Below are 20021 nucleotides of genomic sequence, written 5' to 3' on the forward strand. Positions count from 1 at the left end.
GTTCCGCTGTTCCGCTGTTCTGCTGTTCTTCCTCTAGCTCTTGAAGAAGTTCTTCGCCAGGAAGAGGACGTTGGCGGGGCGTTCGGCGAGGCGGCGCATGAAGTAGGGGTACCACTCCGGGCCGAAGGGTACGTAGACCCGGACGCCGAAGCCTTCCCTGGCGAGCTTGCGCTGCAGGTCGCGGCGGACTCCGTAGAGCATCTGGAACTCGAAGGCCTTCTTGTCCAGTCCGGTTTGGGCGACGAAGGCGCGCATCTGGTCGATGATGGCTTCGTCGTGTGTGGCGAGGCCGCAGAAGACTCCTGATGTCGCGCAGCGCTTCATCAGCTTGACGTAGTTTGCGTCCACGTCGGGCTTCGCGGGGAAGGCGATCTCGGCGGGTTCCTTGTAGGCGCCTTTGCAGAGGCGGATACGGATTCCCTGCGCCAGCAGGCGCTCGATGTCGGCTTCGGTGCGGTAGAGGTAGGCCTGCATCACCGTTCCTACCGCGCCGGGAAACCGGGCGTTCAGGTGCTCGGTCATGGCGATGGTGCGCTCGGTGTAGGGCGAGCCTTCCATGTCGATGCGGACGAAGCTGCCGATCTGCGCGGCGTGCTGGACCATCTCGCCGACGATGCGTTCCGCCAGCTCATCACCTATGTCCATGCCGACCTGCGTGAGCTTGACGCTGACGTTGGCGTTGAGGTCCTTCGCGGCGATCTCGTCGAGGAGGCGGTGATAGACGGCTGCGGAGGCTTCGGCCTGGGCGACCTCGGTGACGCTCTCGCCGAGGGAGTCGAGGGTGACGGCGATGCCTTCAGCGTTGATCTGGCGGGTCGCGGCGATGGCCTGCTCGACCGTCATGCCGGCGACGAAGCGCTGCGAGACCTTGCGGCCGAGGGAGGACTGCTCCGAGAACGACCGGAAGCTTTTATTAGTGGAGAGCGCGATGAAGAAGGAACGAAGCATCTTGCTCTTCAGGGTAAGGCATTGGCGGTACGGGTGGCGGGGATGGGTACCACCCCTCCCCCGGGGGTGTCCGCAAAATCCTGACTGCGGAGACTTTGGGAGAGGAATCCGGGTGCGGGTTTCGGGTGTTCGGTTTCGGGTGTTGGATGGGTCTATTTCTATTGTAGTGAGTTGGGATGGGAAGTACGCCAAACGGGGCTGGGTATTTGGTGGTCGGGGCGGGTTCCTGTTTTGCGATAGCATGGCTGCCATGAACAGACGGAAACCGAATTGGATTACGGGCGCCTTTGTCATACTTTTTGGTGTTCTGGCGCTGCTGAGGAGCCTGAGCAATCCTCGGATGGCGGCTGCCCACGGTTCGGATCGCCTGCAACTGATCGCCGTGGGGTTGTGCTTTGGGATCGGCGCGAGCCTGCTGGCTGGTTTGTTCCGATTTCCGAGTGAGTGATGGAACGAATGGGTGAGCCAGCGTCATGATTGCCCTTGGATGAGGCCGTAACGGATGGGCGTCAACCTCTGTTTGCGGAGGGATAGGATGAACGGGATTCGATCCGCCGAGCGGGAGGATATCGTGGGCTCGACACGGCAGCTGAGTGGCGACAGGGCGGCAGAGGCGTGGCTGCGGGGGTCGGTGGCTCCGGCCTACGATGCCCTGCGGGCGGATCCATCGCGTGCGGTGTCCGCGGATCACGTGCGCTTAGCCCTGGCCAAGGCGAACGAGAAGGCTGTTGCGAAGAGACGATGATGCGTGAGGAGCCGCGGAGGACCGACGTACCTCAGGGGCTGAAGCCCCCTCATGAGGGCGGTTGGTGTCACGGCTGAAGTCCTTCGACGACGCTCAGGACGACCTGCCGTTCGTGCCACTTGTTCAGAGGGCTCCGGGGTGAATGGGGGAGTATGGGAGCGTGGCGGGATGGTTCAGGTGCGGGCGGTATCGGTTCCCACCCGTGACGATGAGGCTGTCACGGATGGGGCACCCGGAATGTGCCGGTGGAGATGCGGGTTTCTCCACTGCGCGGGACGGTAAAGCTGTCCCGCTCCGGTCGAAATGACACATCTTCTCTTGGCTTATCTATGGGGCGCTGTTAGAGCTCGCGGCTGAAGAGGGGCACCGCCTCTGCGCCCGTGACGATTGGGCCGTCAACCATTCGGTGCCTGACCTACGGCGAGTTGACCCGCAATCCACTGGCACACTAAGCGGCGACAGGGCGTGGGAAACGTTAGGCCCCTTGCCGTTACGTAGTTCGTGGTTTGCTTACGCTCTCCTTCAGCTTTGGGATAATCTTGTCCTTCACCGATTCCCTTGGGGTTCTGAAAAGACGGGACATGCCCGCTTTGAACTTCGCCAGCCCTCTGAGCCTTCGTGGTATTCGTGTTTCATATGCGGGGTCTATCCTCTTGCAAAAATCAAAGCGCAAGCCACCAACAAAGAAGACCGTAAACAGCGAATCCCCACATAAGCAATCCGCCCAAGAAAAGTGTGCAGTACTAGACACGCTCCCTTCCGTTCCTGAGATTATGCCGACCCCACCACCCAATAAGGAACGCTACACATGCCGTCCCGATCAGACGCCGTGGTGGAAGACCATGCTTGAAGTCACTGCCGTAGTTGTGGGACTCGCCGTTGCGGTAATTTATGTCCTCCAATTGAAGGAGATGCGAAAATCCACCGATGCCTCCACCGTAGCGGCGAATGCCGCGAAGAATGGATTTGAACTCAATCGTGATTCTTTGAAAGCAACAAGTGCGGGAATCATCGTACCTAATATGGGGTTTCAGCAAGGTTCCGGGGTCGTAAATGTTGTCATGGAGAACAGAGGCAAAGGCAATGCTTGGGACATCGAAACTACTTACAGGGTGAGCCTCATATCTCTTCCCAGGAAAAATGTAATTTTGAGATTGCCTCCCAAGACAGCGGTCTATCCTGTTGTAGCTCCCGCCGACGGTCCAGGCGAATTCACGATTTTGCCGAAATATACCCGGGAAGACTTACTTTGCTTCAACCGTCAACAGGAGGCGGTTCAGGTAGAGGGTGAATTTCGCTACGGAAACAGTTTTGACAATGTGGGCAACAGGAAGTTTTGCTTGATTGCAATGGTTGGCAATACGATCCCTTGCTCCGCACTGGAAATGAGACTCCGTGTAAATTCTGACCCTTTGGGGCTGAATATACCTCCTATCCCACCACAAGAAGATTGCCACAAGAAGGAATAGCGCTGCCCTGTCACGGAGCCTAGTCATGACGCACCGCCCGCTTGTGCGTCATGCATGTAATGTCAAAAATATTTGACACGCCTCGCGTTCCGCGCTACAGTCCTCCATGTCAAATATTTTTGACATGGAGGCAGTTCGATGCCGAGCCTTTCTTATCAGGAGAAGTCGCTCTACGGCTCGCTGGCCGCGGAGCTTGTCGTGTACGTTCCTTACTTCCTGTTTCATCGCGCGAACTCGATTGAGGGAGTGGCGACGATGATCCTGGCGATCATCGTGGTGCAGATCGTTCTGCAGTCGTTGATTGCGGTGTTTACGCGCAACCGCACTACCGATGAGCGGGACAGGCTGATCGAGCTGCGGGGGTACAAGACGGGGTATCTGACGGTGGTGTCGCTGATGGTGGTGGGGCTGGGGGCGTTGTGGCTGCATACGGCGACCAACACGTTTCCGCTGCATGGGCAGGCGCTGGCGATGCACTTTCTCTCGGTGTTCTTCAGCGTGCTGATCCTGGGCGACCTGGCGAAGACGGTGGCGCAGATTGTGGCTTACCGGAGAGCGCTGTGAGCGGCGACGGCAGACCGGTGGCGCCGGAGAGCGTGCAGGAGAATGAGGCCAAGCTGCCGATGACGTACCGGCAGAAGGAGCTGTGGTGGGAGTTCGGGTCAGCGGCCGTGGTGCTGGCGGTGTTCGGCGTCTCGAGCTGGCGGCATCCGCTCGCCCATGGCTGGGCCAGCACGATGGTGTGGTGGCTGCCCGTGCTGTCGCTGCTCTATTCGAGCTTCACGCTTCACGCGAAGGATCGGGGGGTGGCGGACGAGCGCGACCGCGAGATTGATGCGCGAGGCGATCTGACCGGGCTGAGACTGGCGGGTGCTGGCGTGGCGGTGATGGTCTTCAATCCCGGAACGCTTCTGCAGACGATCGACGGAGCGTTGGGGACGCTGTTTGTGCTGATGTGCCTGACGCAGATGCTGCGCTCGGCGCGGAAGCTGCGGTTATATGCGGGGCATGACAGCTTTCTGCCGGACCGGTGGATTGCGAGGCAGCGGGCCCGGCGCTGGCGGAAGATGGCGGACAGGACGGGCAGCATCGAAGCGCGCGAGCGTTGGCTGGCGATGGCCGACGAGTGGGAGCAGAAGGCGCGGCGATGAGCATGATCAACCGCATCCACAACCAGATTCGCGACCTGCGCGCCGAGCGGGGCATGACGCAGCAGGACCTTGCCGATGCCATCCAGGTGACGCGGCAGACGGTGATTGCGATCGAGCAGGACAAGTACTCGCCATCGCTGGAGACGGCGTTCAAGATTGCGCTGGTTTTCGGCGTGCCGCTGGAGAAGGTGTTCCAGTACAAGGCGGCGGGACGGGGCCCGCGCGCGTAGGTTCCAGGCATGACGTCGTTGGGAAGCTGCTGGTGCAAGGCGTCGGCGATGAGGCTGCAGAGCTACGACGTCGACCGCGAGATGTACTATCCGCGAAGCTACGCGAAGCGTGAGAGGAAGCTCGAACGCACGCAGCTTCGGTAAAGGCGGTAGACTTGCCGCATGTCCGAGACGCTGCCGCCCCAGCCCCCTCCGCCGCCGCCTTACACCGCACAGGCAACCGGCCCCGTTGGTTACCCCTACGCTCCGGCTTACGCGGGCTATGCTCCTCCGCCGCGTCGTTCGGGGTGGATGTGGGCGTGCCTGTTCGCGCTGATCGTGGGCGGGATGCTGCTGGCCCTGGTTGGCGTGGCGGCGTTTGCGGTGAAGAATGCGACGGGCGGGGAGTCCGACTCGAGCTTTGGCTCGGACTCGATTGCCGTCATCGACGTTACGGGTGTGATTGTCGACGCGGACAAGATCGACAAGGAGCTGGAGAAGTACGGCGCGGACGACAACGTGAAGGCGATCATCCTGCACATCAACTCGCCGGGTGGTGGTGCGGCGGCGTCGCAGGAGATCTATCACGAGGTGCTGCGCGTCCGTCAGGAGCACAAGAAGAAGATCATCGCGTCGGTGGAGAGCGTGGGAGCTTCGGGGGCGTATTACATCTCGAGCGCATGCGACCAGATCTACGCGAATCCGGCATCCGTAGTGGGTTCCATCGGCGTGATCATGGAGTGGACGAACTATGGCGAGCTGATGAAGTGGGCGAAGCTGAAGAACGTCACGATCAGCAAGGGCGATCTGAAGACTGCGGGCGATCCGAGCCGCGATCTGACGCCTGCCGAGCAGGCTTACTTCCAGGGCCTCGTCGATAATATGTATGGCCAGTTCGTCCACGACGTTGCGATTGGGCGGCACACGACGGAAGACAAGATCAAACCGCTGGCGACGGGGCAGGTATGGACGGGCGAAGAGGCTCTGCCGCTGGGGCTGATCGACCGGCAGGGAGGCTTCCGGGTGGCGCTGATGGATACGGCGCAGTCGGTCGGCATCAAGGGGGAACCCAACCTGGTACGCCCGGGGAAGGAGAAGCACGGGATCTTCGCTGCGCTTTCGGGGGACAGCGACGACCTGTTTCCGAACCCGTCCAAGCTGCTCGACCACTCGCCGGGTTTCTTTTTCCTCTGGAAATAGGCGAACTTTCGGTCGACGAACTCCGTCCCTATTCCAATGGGTGTGGTGAATCGGGCACATGCGGTGGGAGCAACGAATCTGTTTTCAGCCAGATTCGAGAATGAAAAAGCAACCAACCCGCCGCGTATTGCGTCGCATCCTAAGGCGAGTACCCTCTGGCGGGTTGCGGCACGCTCTTTCTTGAGCACCTTTGCAGGCCCTCCGCTTCACACGATAGATTAAAGTCGCTGGCCGATATACAGCGAACACCACCGGAGGAACCATGACCAAGGCAGATCTGGTCAACGATGTGACCGCTCTCGGTGACCTTACCCGTCGCGATGGCGAGGTAATCGTCGAAACCCTGTTCGAGTCCATCATTGGCGCGCTCAAAGCGGGCGACAAGATCGAGGTGCGCGGCTTCGGAAGCTTCCGCACCCGGCAGCGCAGCTCCCGTACCGGGCGAAACCCCAAGACAGGCGCCGCGGTAGCCGTCCCGGCGAAGCGCGTCCCCTACTTCAAGCCCAGCAAGGAGCTTCGCGACCTGGTCAATCCGGACGAGGCTGGCGGGGACTCCAAAGACGAGATGCAGGGGCTGGACGGAGCTGGTCATGTGGACCCGCACCATCCTCCCGCGATGTAGGCTCACGCCTCCATGTACCCGATAGATCCCTGGTGAGAGCGCCTGCAGCAAGAAGCTGCGGGCGCTTTCTGCCGTATAACTGAAAGCAATGACTTCCTTCGCGATCGAGGCCAAGTCCCTCAGCCGTCGCTTCAACGCATTCACGGCCGTCGACTCCATCGATCTTGCCGTGGAAACGGGCCAGTTCTTCGGGTTTCTTGGCCCCAACGGCGCGGGCAAATCGACCACCATCAAGATGCTCACCGGGCTGCTGGCGCCGACCTCGGGGTCGATCCGAATCCTCGGACAGGACCTGATCTCCAACCCGGTCGAGGTGAAGCGGAGCATCGGCGTAGTGCCGGAGGGCATGGCGCTGTTCGGCAAGCTCACCGCGAGCGAGTACCTGCACTTCGTCGGCCGGATGTACGGGCTCGACAAGCGCACCACCGCGCAGCGCACCGAAGAGCTGCTGGAGTTCATGAGTCTTGCCGACCAACCGAAGAAGCTGATCGCCGACTACTCCCACGGCATGGGCAAGAAGCTTGCGCTGGCCGCCGCGGTCATCCATGGCCCCAAGGTGCTCTTCCTCGACGAGCCCTTTGAGGGCGTCGATGCGATTGCTGCCGGAACGCTGAAGAGCATGTTGCAGGGCATGATCGCGCGCGGCGCGACCATCTTTCTGACCTCGCACGTGCTGGAGATCGTGGAGCGGCTGTGCACCCACATCGCGATCATCGACCGCGGCCACATCGTCGCCAACGGCTCGCTGGATGAACTGCGCGCCGGCGTGCGTACGCGGCTGCGCTCGGAGGCCGAAGATCAGACCATCGATCCCTCCGCCCGGCTCACGCTGGAGGAGATCTTCCTTTCGATCGTGGGAACCGAACGCGGGCCCACAGAACACGAGCAGGAGCTTGCCTGGCTGAGCTGATGCCGGAGCGATGCAGGCCAAAGCCATGCAGTACCGGATCGCGATGATCCGAACGTCCCCAAGGATCGAGTCATGACGGGCCCAACATCCCCGCAAAACTCCGGAAGTTCGTGGACTCTCAGGCAGTCGCGTGCCCAGTACACGGCGGTGGCGTGGCTGCGCTGGCGCGTGTTCGTCAACAGCTTCCGCCGCAAGGGCAGCACCGCCGACCTGATCGCGATCCTCGTCGCGGCGCCGATCTTTGGCCTGATTGCGCTGGCGGTCGCGGGCGTCACGGGCTATTCGGCTTATGCCTTCACCTCGGACTTCGAGTTGAACCGCATTGCGTGGCTGCTCTGGGGGACCTTCATCCTCTGCCAGCTGCTGAACATCAACATCGGGCAGCCAGGCACGGTCTTCGATCCGACGCAGCTCATCCGGTTCCCGCTGCGCGCGCGAAACTACATCATCCTGCGGCTGTTCTTCGGCATCCTGAGCCCTGCCAATGTGATGGTCGCGATCCTCTCGCTGGCGATCGCGATCGGGATGACGGTCGCCGAACCCTGGCTGTGGGCGTATGCGTTCGTTGCCATGGCGGTCTTTGCGATTACCAACGCGATCTTCACCCGCATGGTCTTCGCGTGGATCGATCGCTGGCTCGCGACCCGTCGCGCCCGCGAGGTGTTCACCGCGATCATCTTCACGCTCTCGCTGGTGGGCCAGTGGGTGAACGTGCGGTTCAACCCCGCGTACAACCACCACCATGTGCAGCATGGCCGCATCATCACGCAGCAACGCTTCAACGCGATGTCGCACGCGTACCAGCATGTGAAGCCGCTGGTGAACTTCCTTCCGCCGGGGCTCACCGGCGATGCGATGATCTCCGCCGCGGCGCATCGACCGGTGTGGTACCTGGGCTACGTCGTCGGCTGCGGCGTCTTTGGCTTCTTCTTCTTCGCGGTCTTCGCCATGCGGACGCGGACCGAGTTCCGCGGCGAGGTGTTCTCGGACGTGGCCAATGCGGTGAGCCTCCCCGTGAAGATGGCGCATAGCTCAACAGCGGCGCGGGAACCAGCTACGCGGTTCGATTCGCCAGCCGAGATTGCCTCCACCAATGCGCTGTTCTCAGACCACGGCAAGGGCGCGCTTCGGCTCTCGCCAGTCGTCTTAGCAGTCTTTGGCAAAGAGTTGCTGGCGATCCGGCGCAATACGGGCGTCTTCTACGCGCTGATCGCGCCGGTGGTGATGGTGTTCCTGTTCGCAGGGCGGCTGGCGACGCGCAGCTCGCCGAACTCCATCTATATTTTTCCGGCCTCGCTGGCCTACGCCCTGGTTGGCATCGTTCCGCTGGCGTTCAACTCCTTCGGGCTGGAAGGCCCGGGAGCGCAGTTCTACTTTCTGGCGCCGGTGCGGTTGCGCGACATCTTCCTTGCGAAGAACCTGGTCAACTTCCTGCTCGCCTATGCTGAGACCGCAGCGGTGCTGGCGATCGTGACGTACCTGACGGGCCTGCCGACGCTGAACATCCTGGTGTCGAGCCTGCTGTGGGCTGTGGGCACGCTGCTGATCACGACCACGATCGGCAACCGGCGCTCGGTCACCGCGCCGAAGAAGATCGATCCGGGCCGGACCTCGAGCAAGCAGGCGTCACCGGCGAGCGCGTTCCTCGGGATGGGGTTGCTGCTGCTGCTCGCGGGGTTCGGGATGGGCATCCTGACGCTCGCGCGCCACTTCGACATGCTCGCGGTGCTGCCACTCGCCATGCTGGTGTTCATGCTCGCGAGCGCGAGCATCTACGTCACCAGCCTGCGCTCGGTGGGCCGCTTCACCCTGGCGCATCGGGATGAGCTGTTTGAGGAGCTGTGCAAGGAAGCTTCGAGCTCGGTGAGACGGTGAAGAGTAGACAGTAGAGGGTAGACAGTAGACAGTGAAACCACCCCTGGCCGTCTCGACTCAGCAGCTCTGCTCTCTACTGTCTAACGTCTACTGTCTACGGTCTGCACCCCGATGACGCTCATCATCCTGCCGGTAAAGCCCTTCTCCATGCGGTGGGAGAAGTACTTCCTTGCGCCGGAGGCGAGGCGGGTGCAGCCGCTGCATTCGCCGGTCACGGTGATGTTCCGTTTCTTCAGCCCGGCGTCGAGGAGCTGCCGCCGATTGGCCTCGAAGAGGTCCATGTGCAGCTCCGGCCCCACGCCGGAGTGGCCGGGAGCGCGGGCGGTTAGAAAGAGCATGGGGTACTTCAGCCGGATGGGGTCGGCGTCCGAGACCTCGTAGAAGAGCTCGGCACCGTAGGAGAACTGGCTCTCGAACTGCTGCCGCACTTCTTCGCCCACGGCAAAGCAGCAGGCGCCGATGGCCGGCCCGATGGCGGCCACCAGATCCCGCGGCTTCGACCCGTAGCGGAGCGTCATCGTGCCGATACCACGCTCGACGATGCGAGCGAGCGTGCCCCTCCAGCCCGCGTGGAAGACCGCGACGGCCCTGCGCTTCGGGTCGACGATCATCACGGGGACACAATCGGCGGTTTGTACGCCCAGCAGCATGCCGGGGACGTTGGTCATCAGGGCGTCGGCGCGGACCACTGCCCGTCCGTTGGGTGTCACCAGCGGGGCCTGGCCGGGCTCGATCACGCGCACCATGCCGGAGTGAAACTGCCGCATAGTGACGAGCTGCATATGGGCTCCGCCGGCGACCCAGCCAGTGAGCCGCTCGCGGTTGGCGGCGACGTTGGCCTCGGGGTCCTCGCTGGTCCAGCCGAGGTTGAGCTCGCCGGGTGCATCGGGGCCCTCCGCATAGACGGTGGAGAGGCCGTTCTCGCGGGTGCTGAATCCGGCGTGAAGCCACGGGATAGCGTCGAAGGCAGGGACGCGCAGCACCCCTGGGGTCGAGGAATTTGGCTCTTCGGGTGTTGTCGTTCGTGGTTCAGGCAGGCTCCTGGCCAGGGTGCCAGGACGGCGGTTTTTGCTGCCTTTGGATCGCGACGCACGCCCCGGGGTGAGGCCGGCATCAGCGAACCGGAGATCGACAGCGCGAATTTCTTTTCCGGAGGCCGTATTTTTCGGCGAAGAGGAGCCAGCCATACGCATTCCATCTTAGCTGGGAGCGACGAGCATTCCTGTTAGACAGATGTCTCGATTGGTAAAACGGAAGCTTTCCGCTGCTGCGGAGAACTTAGTGTATGTATCTGCACAACAGGGACTTAAAGGAAGTGGGCCCGCTTTCACGCGGGCCCTTGAGAGGCTTCTGGGGGGAGGGGGAAAATAGGGGAATTACTCTGAGGAGCCCGTAAGGGCGGAATGGGAATTACAAAAGGTAGGATTACGTTTGAAGTGAAGCTCTCAGTTACAAGTTTAGATGAAGGAGGCCTTCAACGGTTGCTTCCCGTTCTCCCTTTTTCGTGAAAAATGTATTTCGAGCCAAATTGGGCTGTTTCCTCGTCAGATGACAGTGCCGCAAGAGTTTTGCGACATTTTCCACTCCTATCGAGTCCAAAGTGGGGTAGCCGGGCCCTATATGGGCTTATCCTTCTCCGGATGCTGTCGTGCGCGGAATGTGCTTCGCAGCGATACCGTGAGAACCCGGCAGACGCCGCGAACTCCTTGCATCCTTTGAACTTCGGCGTTACGATACCGCGACTGCCCTGCGAATGACGAACGAATTACAAATCGCCTCCCACCTTCTCCGCTCCCGCATTGGGAAGATCTGCGCCGCAATTCTTGGCTCGAATGCCGAGGAGATGCTGACCCGCGCCTCGGAAGTGCTTCAGGACACAAGCTTTATTGAGTTCAGGCTGGACTATCTCTCAAAGCCTGCGGCTGCGCTCACGACGATTGGCGAGTTTCTCGCCTCGAACGGGGCCATTACTGCCATTGCCACCTGTCGGCCCAAGGAGTTTGGCGGGCAGTTCGATGGCTCGAGCAAAGCGTCGCTGGATATTCTGCTGGCGGCGGCCGAGGCTGGCTTCCAGGTGGTCGATGTCGACATCGACTCGCTGGAGAAGCTTCCCGGCGACACGATGAGCCGCCTCCGCGCGACGGGCGCGGGCGTGATCATCAGCTGGCACGACTTCCACGAGACGAAGGACCTCGACGCCGTTGCGAAGCGCATCCAGGCATTTGAGCCCGACTTCATGAAGGTGGTTCCGACGGCCCGCAACCTGGCCGACAACCTCGTGCTGATGGACTTCATCAAGCGCTGGGAAGACCAGACCAATGCGGAGATCGTCGGCATCTGCATGGGCGAGGCGGGCACGATCTCCCGCATTCTGAGCCTGCGAGCCGGTTCGGCCTTCACCTTTGCGGCGGCCACCAAGGGCGAGGAGACAGCTCCCGGGCAGCTTTCCGCACGCTCCCTGGTCGAGACCTACCGGATCGACACCGTCGATGCAGCGACAAAGGTGTTTGGCGTGGCGGGGAACCCTATCGGCAGCTCCATGTCGCCGCTGATGCTCAACACGGCCTTTCGTCGCGAGACCGTCAACGCCGTCTACCTGGCGCTGCAGACCTCGAATGCGCAGGATCTTTTCAAGCTGGTGAAGGAGATTCCGCTGCAGGGTCTCAGCGTCACGATGCCGCTGAAGCAGGACGTAATTCCCTTCCTGGAGCGCACGGATGCGCTTTCGACGAAGATCGGCGCGGTGAACACGATCTCGCGCATGGCCGACGGCAAGTGGTACGGCTTCAATACGGATGTACACGGCATCGTCGGACCGCTGGAGAAGCGGATGTCGCTGAAGGGCGCGAAGGTGCTGGTGCTGGGCGCTGGCGGAGCGGCGCGCGCGGCGGTGTTTGGCTGCCGCGACAAGGGCGCGGAGGTGTGGATTCTGAACCGCACCCCGGAGACAGCGGCGAAGCTGGCGAAGCAGTCCGGGGCCAAGGTGATCAAGCGCGAGGCTGTCGCCAAGACGGGCTTCGACGTGATCATCAACGCCACGCCCGTGGGGATGAACGGCAACAAGTCGCCGCAGCTGCTGGGGCCGGAAGACCTGACGGCGAAGCTGGTGTTCGACACGGTCTACAACCCGCTGGAGACTCCGCTTCTGCGGATGGCGCGCCAGAAGGGCATCCACGTGATCACCGGCATCGAGATGTTTGTGCAGCAGGGAGCGCGGCAGTTCGAGATCTGGACGGGCAAGCCGGCTCCGGAGGAAGAGATGCTTCGTGTGGTGCTGCATGCGTTGCGCCAGGCGGCAGAAGCCGCGGGTGAGGTTGCTGCTCCGGCACTGGCTCCTGCGAGCCGCATCCAGACAGCTGCGGCAGAGGCTGCGGCGCCTCCTCCTCCGCCTCCAGCACCTGCACCTGTTGAGCCGGTGAAGCCCGTGGCGGTCAAGGCGGCTGCCAAGCCAGCCCCAGTGAAGGCAGCGGCTCCGGCCCCGGCCAAAGCACCCGTCCCGCCAGCCGCACCTGCAAAGGCGGCTCCGCCCAAGACGGGGGTGAACGGCAGCAAGCCCGCAGCGAAGGTGGAGGCCAAACCGGCTCCCGCCAAGCCTGTGGCTGCGGCCAAGGTTGCCCCCAAGGTCCCGACGAAGGTCACGACCAAGATCACGGCTACGGTGACGAAGAAGGCTGCTCCGGCGGCGAAGGCGGTCGCGAAGAAGCCGGTGGTCGCGAAGCCTGTGGCGAAGGCGATCGCAAAACCCTTAGCCAAGGCCAAGCCAGCAGCCAAAGCCAAGCCCACCGTCAAGGCCAAAGCAAAGGCACGCTGATTTCAGAGTCATTACGAAACTCGACCTGCCAGGGGACGTTTGGGCTGACTCCCTAGCTGATCGCCTAATTCGCTGTCGGCTGCTCGACGTGGTCGATGACAAACGCATCCACTGACGCCTTTACCGGCTCGAACTTCAACCCCAGCTGCTCCTTGATCGCGGTGAACTGCGGGGGAGGAGTATCTGCGTCTGCGTCGGGCGCGTCGCCGCGGGTGTAGGTCAGCTTGAAGTCGTAGCGCCCTGTCAGGCCGGTCTGATCGACGAGCGGTCGATCCATGAATAGCTGCTTGATCAGGACGAAATCCGTCATGGTGCTGGCTCTGTAGTTCTCGGTCCTCTGGGAGCCATTCCCTTGTGTCCACTCCAGGGGCTGCAAGTTCGGATCGGCGGCGGCAGTAAGCCTTGGCTGCCCGTTCACCACCTGGAGCGCATAGGCAGGCATCTCCCGCTTCTCACGATGAAACTGCAGCCCGAAACGCTCCTTGAGGAGCTGGCGCACCAGTTGTTGCTCCTGCGGAAGCGTCGCATTGGCCGTGAGGTTGGTCGTGCCACTCATGTCCCAGTGCTTCTCTTCCACCCACCCGGGAGCACCCACAATCTGCCGGGAGTTCAGCGAGTATGCAAAGGCGATGAGTTTCAGCAGAGGCTGGTCTTCGAGTTCGAAGCGATTGTTCTGAAAGCTGAAGTTGTTGTGCATCACCGCCGCGGGGTGAGGCTTCACCACGGCCACCTCGACGGTAGCGTCGATCTGACTCAGCGGCGCGTTCGCCTGAGCATTAACTCCCAACGCCGCAGGCAAAAGAACGGCGACCACAAAGAGACTTCGGCGGACAGAGGCTTCGGCCATGTGAGACACCTCAAGACTCAACTGGATCTACAGTGATGGACGATACGAAGCCAGCGCGAGAAAGTTCCCACGCCGAGACTGTATCGATAATTCGGAAGGTCCCTGCGTCCTCCGTAGCGAAGTCGAGGGGCCTACTGCCTGCCGATGCTGTCAAGGAAGCAGGTTTCTCCACTGCGCAGGACGATGAAGCCGTCCCGCTCCGGTCGAAATGACACATCCGTTGTGGGGCTGTGACCAACCAGCCAAGCTACGCTGCGAACTCCTTGCCGATCCAGCCGCGGAGGGCTTCCATGGAGGATTCGCGGCCGAGGAAGGCTTGCACCAACTCGCGGGCGGGTTTGGTGCCGCCGGGCTCGAGGACCTCGCGGCGGTAGCGCAGAGCTACGGGGCTGGTGAGGAGCTCGGTGGCGTGCTGGGCGCCTTCGCCTTTCGCGTCTTCGACTGCGGCCTTGGCTTCGATCGCGCTGAACTGCTCGAAGAACTCCAGCGCCATCACCTTGTCGTAGAGGTAGGTGTAGTAGTTCGAGGTGTAGCCGATGAGGTGCGTGAAGGCGGCGTACATGGTGTTGCCTTCGACGAATTCGTAGCGCGAGAAGCGGTCGTAGCCAGCGCGGAGCAGCAGGTCGAGGTCGAGGTCGGCGGCTTTGCGGTCGTGGGTCTCCATCGAGTAGGTTGCGTACATGACCTGGGTGAGCGTGGAGAGGGCGCGGCCATGCGCGGCGGCCTTGGTCATGCGTTCGATGACGTCGTAGGGCAGCAGCTCGCCGGTCTGGTAGTGCTTCGCGAAGGTGCGGAGGAGGTCGGCGTCCTCGAAGAACTCTTCGAGCATCTGCGAGGGAACCTCGACGAAGTCGCCTTCGGTGGCGATGCCGGACTGCCCTGCCCAGCGCTGGCGCCCGCCAAGGACCTCGTGCATGAGGTGGCCGAACTCGTGGAAGTAGGTGACGACGTCGGAGTACTGCATGAGGCCGGCGTCGGATTCACTGGGCTGGGGGAAGTTGCAGACGAGAGAGGCTTCGGGGAGGTTTTTGCCGAGGACTCCGCTGACGAGCGAGCACTCGGAGAACCACTTGCTCTTGCCCTCGCGGGGGTGCATGTCGAGGTAGATGCGGCCTAGGGGCGAGGGTTCAGGGCTGAAAGGTTCCTGGCTCTGTGCTGCGTTTAGCGTGGTGGCGGGTCCTTCGACTTCGCGCTGCGCGCTGCGCTCAGGATGACGCTGATCGGTATTGGAGGCGGTGTCGTAGACGAGGAAGGCTTTGACGCTGGGGTCCCAGACGGGGGCTTGGGTGTCGCGGACGAAGCGGACGCGGAAGAGCTTTTCGACGGTGGCGAGGATGCCCGCCTCGACCTGCTCGTAGGGGAAGTAGGGGCGGACGGACTGCGAGTCGAAGTTGTAGCGGGTGCGGCGGAACTGCTCCTCCCAGTAGCGGGCGTCGCTGAGGGTGAGGGGCAGGGCGTGAGGATCGCGTTCGCGGACGAAGGTCTCGAGCTCGGCGTACTCGCGCGTGGCGAACTCGCGGGCTGCGACCTCGACTTCATCGAGGAACTTGCGCATGTTGGCGGCGGAGCCCATCATCTGGTCGACGGTGGCGAGGTCGGCCCAGCTGCGGAAGCCTAGGAGCTTCGCCATCTCCTCGCGGCCGGCGAGGAGGTCGAGCAGCACCTGCTTGTTCGCCGGATAGCCGCGACCGTTGTAGGCGAGGTAGAGCTTGCGGCGGAGCGCGGGCGAGGCGGCGTAGTTCATGACCGGGGTCATATCGGGGGGATCGGTCGTGATGGTGACGGGGCCGTCGGCGGCGAGCGTCTTGGTGCCGTCAGCGGCAGCCTCTTCTCTGACGCCTTTGCGGGTGAGGTAGTCGGCGGGCAGGCCGAGGAGTTCGTTGGCGTCGGTGACTTCGACCTTGCGCACGTCGTCCTGCACGGTGCGGCTGAAGTTCATGCTGAGGCCGATCATGGTGTCGGCGAGGGAGCGGATCTTTTCGCGGGTCTCGTCGTCACGATCGACGCCGGACATGCGGTAGCCGAGGAGCACGCGCTCGAGGTAGTAGCGTGTGGCAGCGTCCTCGCCGGTGATCGCTTCGCCTTCGAGGGCGGCGAGGGCCTGGTAGACCTCGCGGTTCAGCGAGAGCGCGACGGACTCGGCGCTGACCGACTGCGAGAGCTCCTGCGCGACGTCGCGGACGCCCGCCAGCGGGTGGACCATGAACATGACGTGCGCCTGGCTGCCGGCCATGCGCAGGTGCCAGGAGGCGCGATCGTAGGGCTCCAGCGTGTTGAGCACGGTGCGCGCGCTGTTTGCGTCCACGGCCAGCAGCTCGGCGATGGCGGCACGCGCAGCGGCGAGATGCGATTCGACCCAGGTCTTTGCGCCCTCGGCGGAGTCCAGACCGGCCCAGATGTGGAGCGGATCTGTGGAAATGGTGGAGGCGGTAGCTTCGGCGACAGGCTGCATCGGTGTATCTCCCTGATTCCACTGTAAGCGAATCGTGATGCCGTCTGCTGGCTCACCGAAAGGTGTTATGGTGGCGGTTCGCCGGGCGAGCGCAGACTGAAAGCCGGGAGTGCTCATGCATACGGTACTGGTAATTGGGGTGTTCGCGGCGATGGTGCTTGCCCCGTGTGTGATCGCGAGCTATTCGAATTTTTCGCTGCAGGGCGTGACTCCAGAGAAGCCGGGGAAGAAAGCCGAGCCGGAGCTGGTCGAAGCGCCGGTGCGGACGCAGCATGTCGCGAGCTCTCCCCTCGAAGATCCCTCGGCCACGCGAACGCGATAGCCGCCCGGCTGACGAACTGGGGGACAGGACACGCGGTTACAATGAACGCGTGCGCTATCTGATTGCCCTGCTCGCTCTCGCCGGCCTTATCGATTCCTGGATGGCCCTTCGCATTCACAATCAAGACCCCGCGCAGGCACCGCCTTGTGCCGTCACCGCGAACTTCGATTGCGGCGCGGTGAATCATTCCAAGTATGCGGTACTGCCGCCTATCAGCTTCGATGAAGATCCTGCGACCTCGAAGAAGGTGCATGTTCCCGTCGCTCTGCTGGGCCTGATCGGCTATGCGTTGATCGGCGTGATCGCGCTGCTGCCGAAGGTGCCGCACCGCTCGTTTGTGCTGCTGCAGCTGGCGGAGGGTGGGTTCGCGTTTGCGGCGTTCCTCAGCTTCCTGGAGGAGTATGTCCTGCAGAAGTGGTGCATCTACTGCCTGTGGTCGGCGGGGTTCATCACGGCGATCATGCTGGTGGCGTTTGCGTCGCTGGTGGTGGATTCGCGGAAGCGACGAAAAGCAGGAGCTTAGCCAAACTCGCACCTCCAGGCTCAAAACCCGAAACCGGGTCATCATTTTTCCTCTCCCGTAAGGAGCGTGGAGAAAACATGATCGGGTTTCGGGTTTTGAGCTTCGGGTCTTGAGTTTCTGCGGCTACGGCTTGCAGGTGGGCGTGATGTCGTACTGCGGCTCGCATTTGTCCATGAGGAAGCGATCCATCCAGTTGACGATGTTCTCGAGGCGCTCGACGCGGTGCCAGGGTTCGCCGGAGCGGGAGAGCTCGTGGCTTTCGCGCGGGAAGCGGACCATGACGGTGGGGATCTTCTTGTATTTGAGGGCGCGGAAGAACTCCTCGCCGCCGGAGCCGGTGGGGGTGCGGAAGTCTGCGTCGCCGAGGATGAAGAGCATCGGCGTCTTGAGCTTGTCAACGTAGGTGATGGGCGAGTGGGCGCGGAAGGCGTCGATGTGCTCCCAGGGCGGGCTGGTGGGGTAGAACGACTGGTGGAAGCCGGCCATGTCCGCGGTGTACCACCAGTTGGCCCAGTCGGTGATGTCACGCTGCGCGACGGCGGCCTTGAAGCGATCGGTCTGCGTGACCACCCAGTCGGTGAGCAGGCCGCCGCCGGAACCTCCGGTGACACCGAGTCGTGCGGGATCGGCGTAGCCAAGCTTGACGGCTTCGTCGACGGTGTCCATGAGGTCGTGGAAGTCGTCGCCGGGGTAGTTGTTGAGGATGATGTTGGCGAAGTTCTCGCCGTAGGTGGTGGAGCCGCGCGGGTTGGGATAGACGACGACGTAGCCGCGGGCGGCCATCCAGAGCATCTCGTGGTCGAAGACCCAGCCGTAGGCCGAGTGCGGGCCGCCGTGGATGTTGAGGATGAGCGGCAGCGGCTTGGCGGGCTTGCCGGTGATGCCCGGGGGCATCATGACGAAGGTGTCGATGGTCTCGCCCTTGATGTCCTCGGCGTGGTGCGTGGGTTTGACCTGCCAGTCGAGCGGCATCGCGATATCGAGCTGCGAGAAGAGCGCGTCATTCACCTTGGTGAGCTGGGTCTGGGATTTGCCGTCGCCGGGATGGAGCGCGAAGAGGTCGCCGATGAGGATGGGGTTGGAGATCTGGGCGATGACGGTCTTCGCGTCTGCCGTGGCGTTGAAGCTGAGGACGGCCTGCTTGCGTTCGCTCAGCTCGGTGACCTTGCCGGAGGCGGTGTCGACGCTGACGAGAAGAGCGCTGCCGCGGTAGCCGGCGATGTCTAGGATGGCGGAGCTGTCGGGCGTCCAGGCTACGCCGCCGCGGCCTCCACCTTTGGGGGCGGTGTTGTCGCCGCCGACGCTGCCGCCCATCTCGTAGGCTTCCTTCGAAGTGAGGTCGCGAGGCTCAGTTGCAGACGGAGTGCCGTCAACCCAGCCGAGGTCCATGATCCAGAGATCGTCCTGCTTGTGGGTTGCGGGCTTGAGCTCGGGAGCGGAGGCGTGGAAGGCGAGGTGCTTTCCGTCGGGCGAGAGCGAGAGGCCGCGAGCGTTGACCTTGAGGGGGTCGGTGAAGGAGTCGGAGGGGATCTCCTTCGCGTGGTCGGGGCCGGTGGAGACCTTGATGCCGTAGATCGTGTTGTGGGGTTTGGCTTCGTAGATGGGCTCGTCGATGCGGGACTGAGCGTAGAAGATCCACTTGGAGTCGGGCGACCAGAGGGCGTCCTGCACGCCGAAGCGGCCGCCGGTGAGCTGCCACGCGGGGGCCTGCGAGCCATCGGCCTTGGGCAGCCAAACCATGTAAAGCTGCGGGACGAACTCGGGCTCGAGGTAGCCTTCGCCGTTCGCGCGCCAGGTGGCGCGGTTGATGACCTTGATGTCGGAGACGTGGGCGTCATCGCCGGTGAGGTGCGAGCGCTTCTGGGCTTCGGCCTTGGCCTCGGCGGGATCCTGTGGAGTGGACGAGGTGACGGTGAGGGCCTGGCCGTTGGGCGACCACTGGGGATTGCCTGCGCCCCTAGGAAGGTCGGTGACCTTGGTGATGGTGCTATTGACCTTGGCGGGCATGACGTAGAGCTGCGGCGTGGGCTTGCCGGCGGCGTTGGCTGCGGAGCGGATGAAGGCGATCTGCGTGCCATCGGGCGACCAGCGGGGCGAGGCTTCGCGCGGGCCGGCGGTGAGGCGCTCGGGCTTCGCGCCGGGCGTGGCGGTATCGAGGAGGTAGAGCGCGGTGTCGTAGCCGGAGCGGTCGGCGGAGACGGTGGTCTGAACGAAGACCACGCGCCCATCCTTCGGCGAGAGCTGGGTGTCGCCGATCCAGACGAAGTCGAAGATGTCCTTCTCAGTGATGGGGCGCTTGGGCGCCTGAGCGGAGGCGATCGATGTGCTCGAAGGGACGAAGGCGAGAGCCAACAGCAGGGACGGAGCCAGCAGACGACGCATCATGCTCGGGGAACCTCGTGGGGAGACTTCTGTGGGTATGTCGAAAACATATCACCGCGGTGGGGCGGCTGGTGCTTCCGGACGGACGGATGCCGGGACGCGTCGAGAGGCGTACCGCTCTACAATCTGTGCATGTGGCCGAAGGCGTTAGCGCAGATCCTCGAGTTGTTGCCTCACGTGTCGCGGGTTCTCCCACTGGCGGACCGGTTTCTGGCGTCGCGGCAATCGAATGACGAGGCCAACCGGCAGGCGCTGGAGGGTGCAACGGCTCACATGGCTGCGGTGACCGAAGGGCTGCGTGCGGACCTGGGACAGGTGACGGCGTCGCACGCGGGACTCTACCGGCAGATGAACGAGATTACTGCGAAGGTGGACGATGCGGCGCGCGATGCGCGGGCAGCGAAGGACGCCGCGGCGTCGCTGGAGGCCAAGCTGGCGGGGATCGTGGCGACGCAGGCCCGGTTGCAGCTGCTGCTGACGGTGGCGGTGGCGCTGCTGGCGGTTGTGGTGCTGCTGCTTCCCTTCCTGTTCCATGCAGTGGCTTCGCGGTAGGAT

At 62.9% G+C, this 20021-nt stretch carries 18 protein-coding genes; 13 read left to right on the forward strand and 5 right to left on the reverse strand.

What is annotated here, in order from left to right; translation table 11 throughout:
* Positions 1-33: 33 nt before the first annotated feature.
* Positions 34-948, reverse strand: a complete 915-nt coding sequence (locus C4S68_RS21455) for a proline dehydrogenase family protein (protein ID WP_103935176.1) — start codon at positions 946-948, stop codon at positions 34-36.
* 535 nt (positions 949-1483) lie between these two features.
* On the opposite strand from C4S68_RS21455, the gene C4S68_RS21465 reads away from it, so the two are divergent.
* From C4S68_RS21465 to C4S68_RS21505, 9 genes are all read left to right on the forward strand, one after another.
* A complete protein-coding gene (locus C4S68_RS21465; RefSeq protein ID WP_146072263.1) occupies positions 1484-1693 on the forward strand; it encodes a type II toxin-antitoxin system ParD family antitoxin in 210 nt (69 codons plus the stop codon).
* Positions 1694-2232: 539 nt separating this feature from the next.
* Complete coding sequence (locus C4S68_RS21470; protein WP_146072264.1) at positions 2233-3162, forward strand: hypothetical protein; 930 nt, start codon at positions 2233-2235, stop codon at positions 3160-3162.
* A gap of 138 nt (positions 3163-3300) precedes the next feature.
* A complete protein-coding gene (locus C4S68_RS21475) occupies positions 3301-3726 on the forward strand; it encodes a hypothetical protein (protein ID WP_103935180.1) in 426 nt (141 codons plus the stop codon).
* On the forward strand, positions 3723-4313 hold the full coding sequence (locus C4S68_RS21480) for a hypothetical protein (RefSeq protein WP_103935181.1): 591 nt from the start codon (positions 3723-3725) through the stop codon (positions 4311-4313). The genes C4S68_RS21475 and C4S68_RS21480 overlap by 4 nt, the downstream gene beginning before the upstream one ends.
* Positions 4310-4543 (forward strand): helix-turn-helix transcriptional regulator, encoded by a 234-nt coding sequence (locus C4S68_RS21485; protein WP_407641116.1) that lies wholly within the window; start codon positions 4310-4312, stop codon positions 4541-4543. The genes C4S68_RS21480 and C4S68_RS21485 overlap by 4 nt, the downstream gene beginning before the upstream one ends.
* Positions 4544-4705: 162 nt before the next feature.
* Complete coding sequence (gene sppA / locus C4S68_RS21490) at positions 4706-5722, forward strand: signal peptide peptidase SppA (RefSeq protein WP_103935182.1); 1017 nt, start codon at positions 4706-4708, stop codon at positions 5720-5722.
* 217 nt (positions 5723-5939) lie between these two features.
* A complete protein-coding gene (locus tag C4S68_RS21495; RefSeq protein WP_268807318.1) occupies positions 5940-6344 on the forward strand; it encodes an HU family DNA-binding protein in 405 nt (134 codons plus the stop codon).
* Positions 6345-6432: 88 nt separating this feature from the next.
* On the forward strand, positions 6433-7254 hold the full coding sequence (locus C4S68_RS21500) for an ABC transporter ATP-binding protein (RefSeq protein WP_103935184.1): 822 nt from the start codon (positions 6433-6435) through the stop codon (positions 7252-7254).
* Between the two features lie 72 nt (positions 7255-7326).
* Complete coding sequence (locus C4S68_RS21505) at positions 7327-9129, forward strand: hypothetical protein (RefSeq protein WP_146072265.1); 1803 nt, start codon at positions 7327-7329, stop codon at positions 9127-9129.
* Positions 9130-9209: 80 nt separating this feature from the next.
* Here C4S68_RS21505 and pgeF read toward each other — a convergent pair whose 3' ends face one another.
* The gene (gene pgeF / locus C4S68_RS21510; protein ID WP_235011777.1) at positions 9210-10112 is read right to left on the reverse strand and encodes a peptidoglycan editing factor PgeF; all 903 of its coding nucleotides are present in this window, start codon (positions 10110-10112) and stop codon (positions 9210-9212) included.
* A gap of 770 nt (positions 10113-10882) precedes the next feature.
* Between pgeF and aroE the strand changes: the two genes are divergently transcribed.
* Positions 10883-12940 (forward strand): shikimate dehydrogenase, encoded by a 2058-nt coding sequence (gene aroE, locus C4S68_RS21515; RefSeq protein WP_103935187.1) that lies wholly within the window; start codon positions 10883-10885, stop codon positions 12938-12940.
* 64 nt (positions 12941-13004) lie between these two features.
* Here aroE and C4S68_RS21520 read toward each other — a convergent pair whose 3' ends face one another.
* Together C4S68_RS21520 and C4S68_RS21525 are read right to left on the reverse strand one after the other, a co-directional pair.
* Positions 13005-13787 carry a TIGR03435 family protein gene (locus C4S68_RS21520; protein ID WP_103935188.1) on the reverse strand — a complete coding sequence of 261 codons (783 nt, stop codon included), beginning with the start codon at positions 13785-13787 and terminating at the stop codon, positions 13005-13007.
* Positions 13788-14034: 247 nt separating this feature from the next.
* Positions 14035-16239: a M3 family metallopeptidase gene (locus C4S68_RS21525; RefSeq protein WP_103935189.1), complete on the reverse strand. Its 2205-nt coding sequence runs from the start codon at positions 16237-16239 to the stop codon at positions 14035-14037.
* Positions 16240-16354: 115 nt separating this feature from the next.
* On the opposite strand from C4S68_RS21525, the gene C4S68_RS21530 reads away from it, so the two are divergent.
* Together C4S68_RS21530 and C4S68_RS21535 are read left to right on the forward strand one after the other, a co-directional pair.
* Complete coding sequence (locus tag C4S68_RS21530) at positions 16355-16561, forward strand: hypothetical protein (RefSeq protein WP_146072266.1); 207 nt, start codon at positions 16355-16357, stop codon at positions 16559-16561.
* A gap of 49 nt (positions 16562-16610) precedes the next feature.
* Complete coding sequence (locus C4S68_RS21535; RefSeq protein WP_103935191.1) at positions 16611-17084, forward strand: vitamin K epoxide reductase family protein; 474 nt, start codon at positions 16611-16613, stop codon at positions 17082-17084.
* A gap of 123 nt (positions 17085-17207) precedes the next feature.
* Here C4S68_RS21535 and C4S68_RS21540 read toward each other — a convergent pair whose 3' ends face one another.
* The gene (locus tag C4S68_RS21540) at positions 17208-19469 is read right to left on the reverse strand and encodes a S9 family peptidase (RefSeq protein ID WP_235011778.1); all 2262 of its coding nucleotides are present in this window, start codon (positions 19467-19469) and stop codon (positions 17208-17210) included.
* A 174-nt stretch (positions 19470-19643) separates the two neighbouring features.
* Between C4S68_RS21540 and C4S68_RS21545 the strand changes: the two genes are divergently transcribed.
* Entirely contained in the window at positions 19644-20018 is a 375-nt protein-coding gene (locus tag C4S68_RS21545; RefSeq protein ID WP_146072267.1) for a hypothetical protein, read from the forward strand.
* Positions 20019-20021 lie beyond the last annotated feature (3 nt).

The sequence above is a fragment of the Bryocella elongata genome (assembly GCF_900108185.1).
GTDB classification, from domain to species: Bacteria; Acidobacteriota; Terriglobia; order Terriglobales; family Acidobacteriaceae; genus Granulicella; species Granulicella elongata.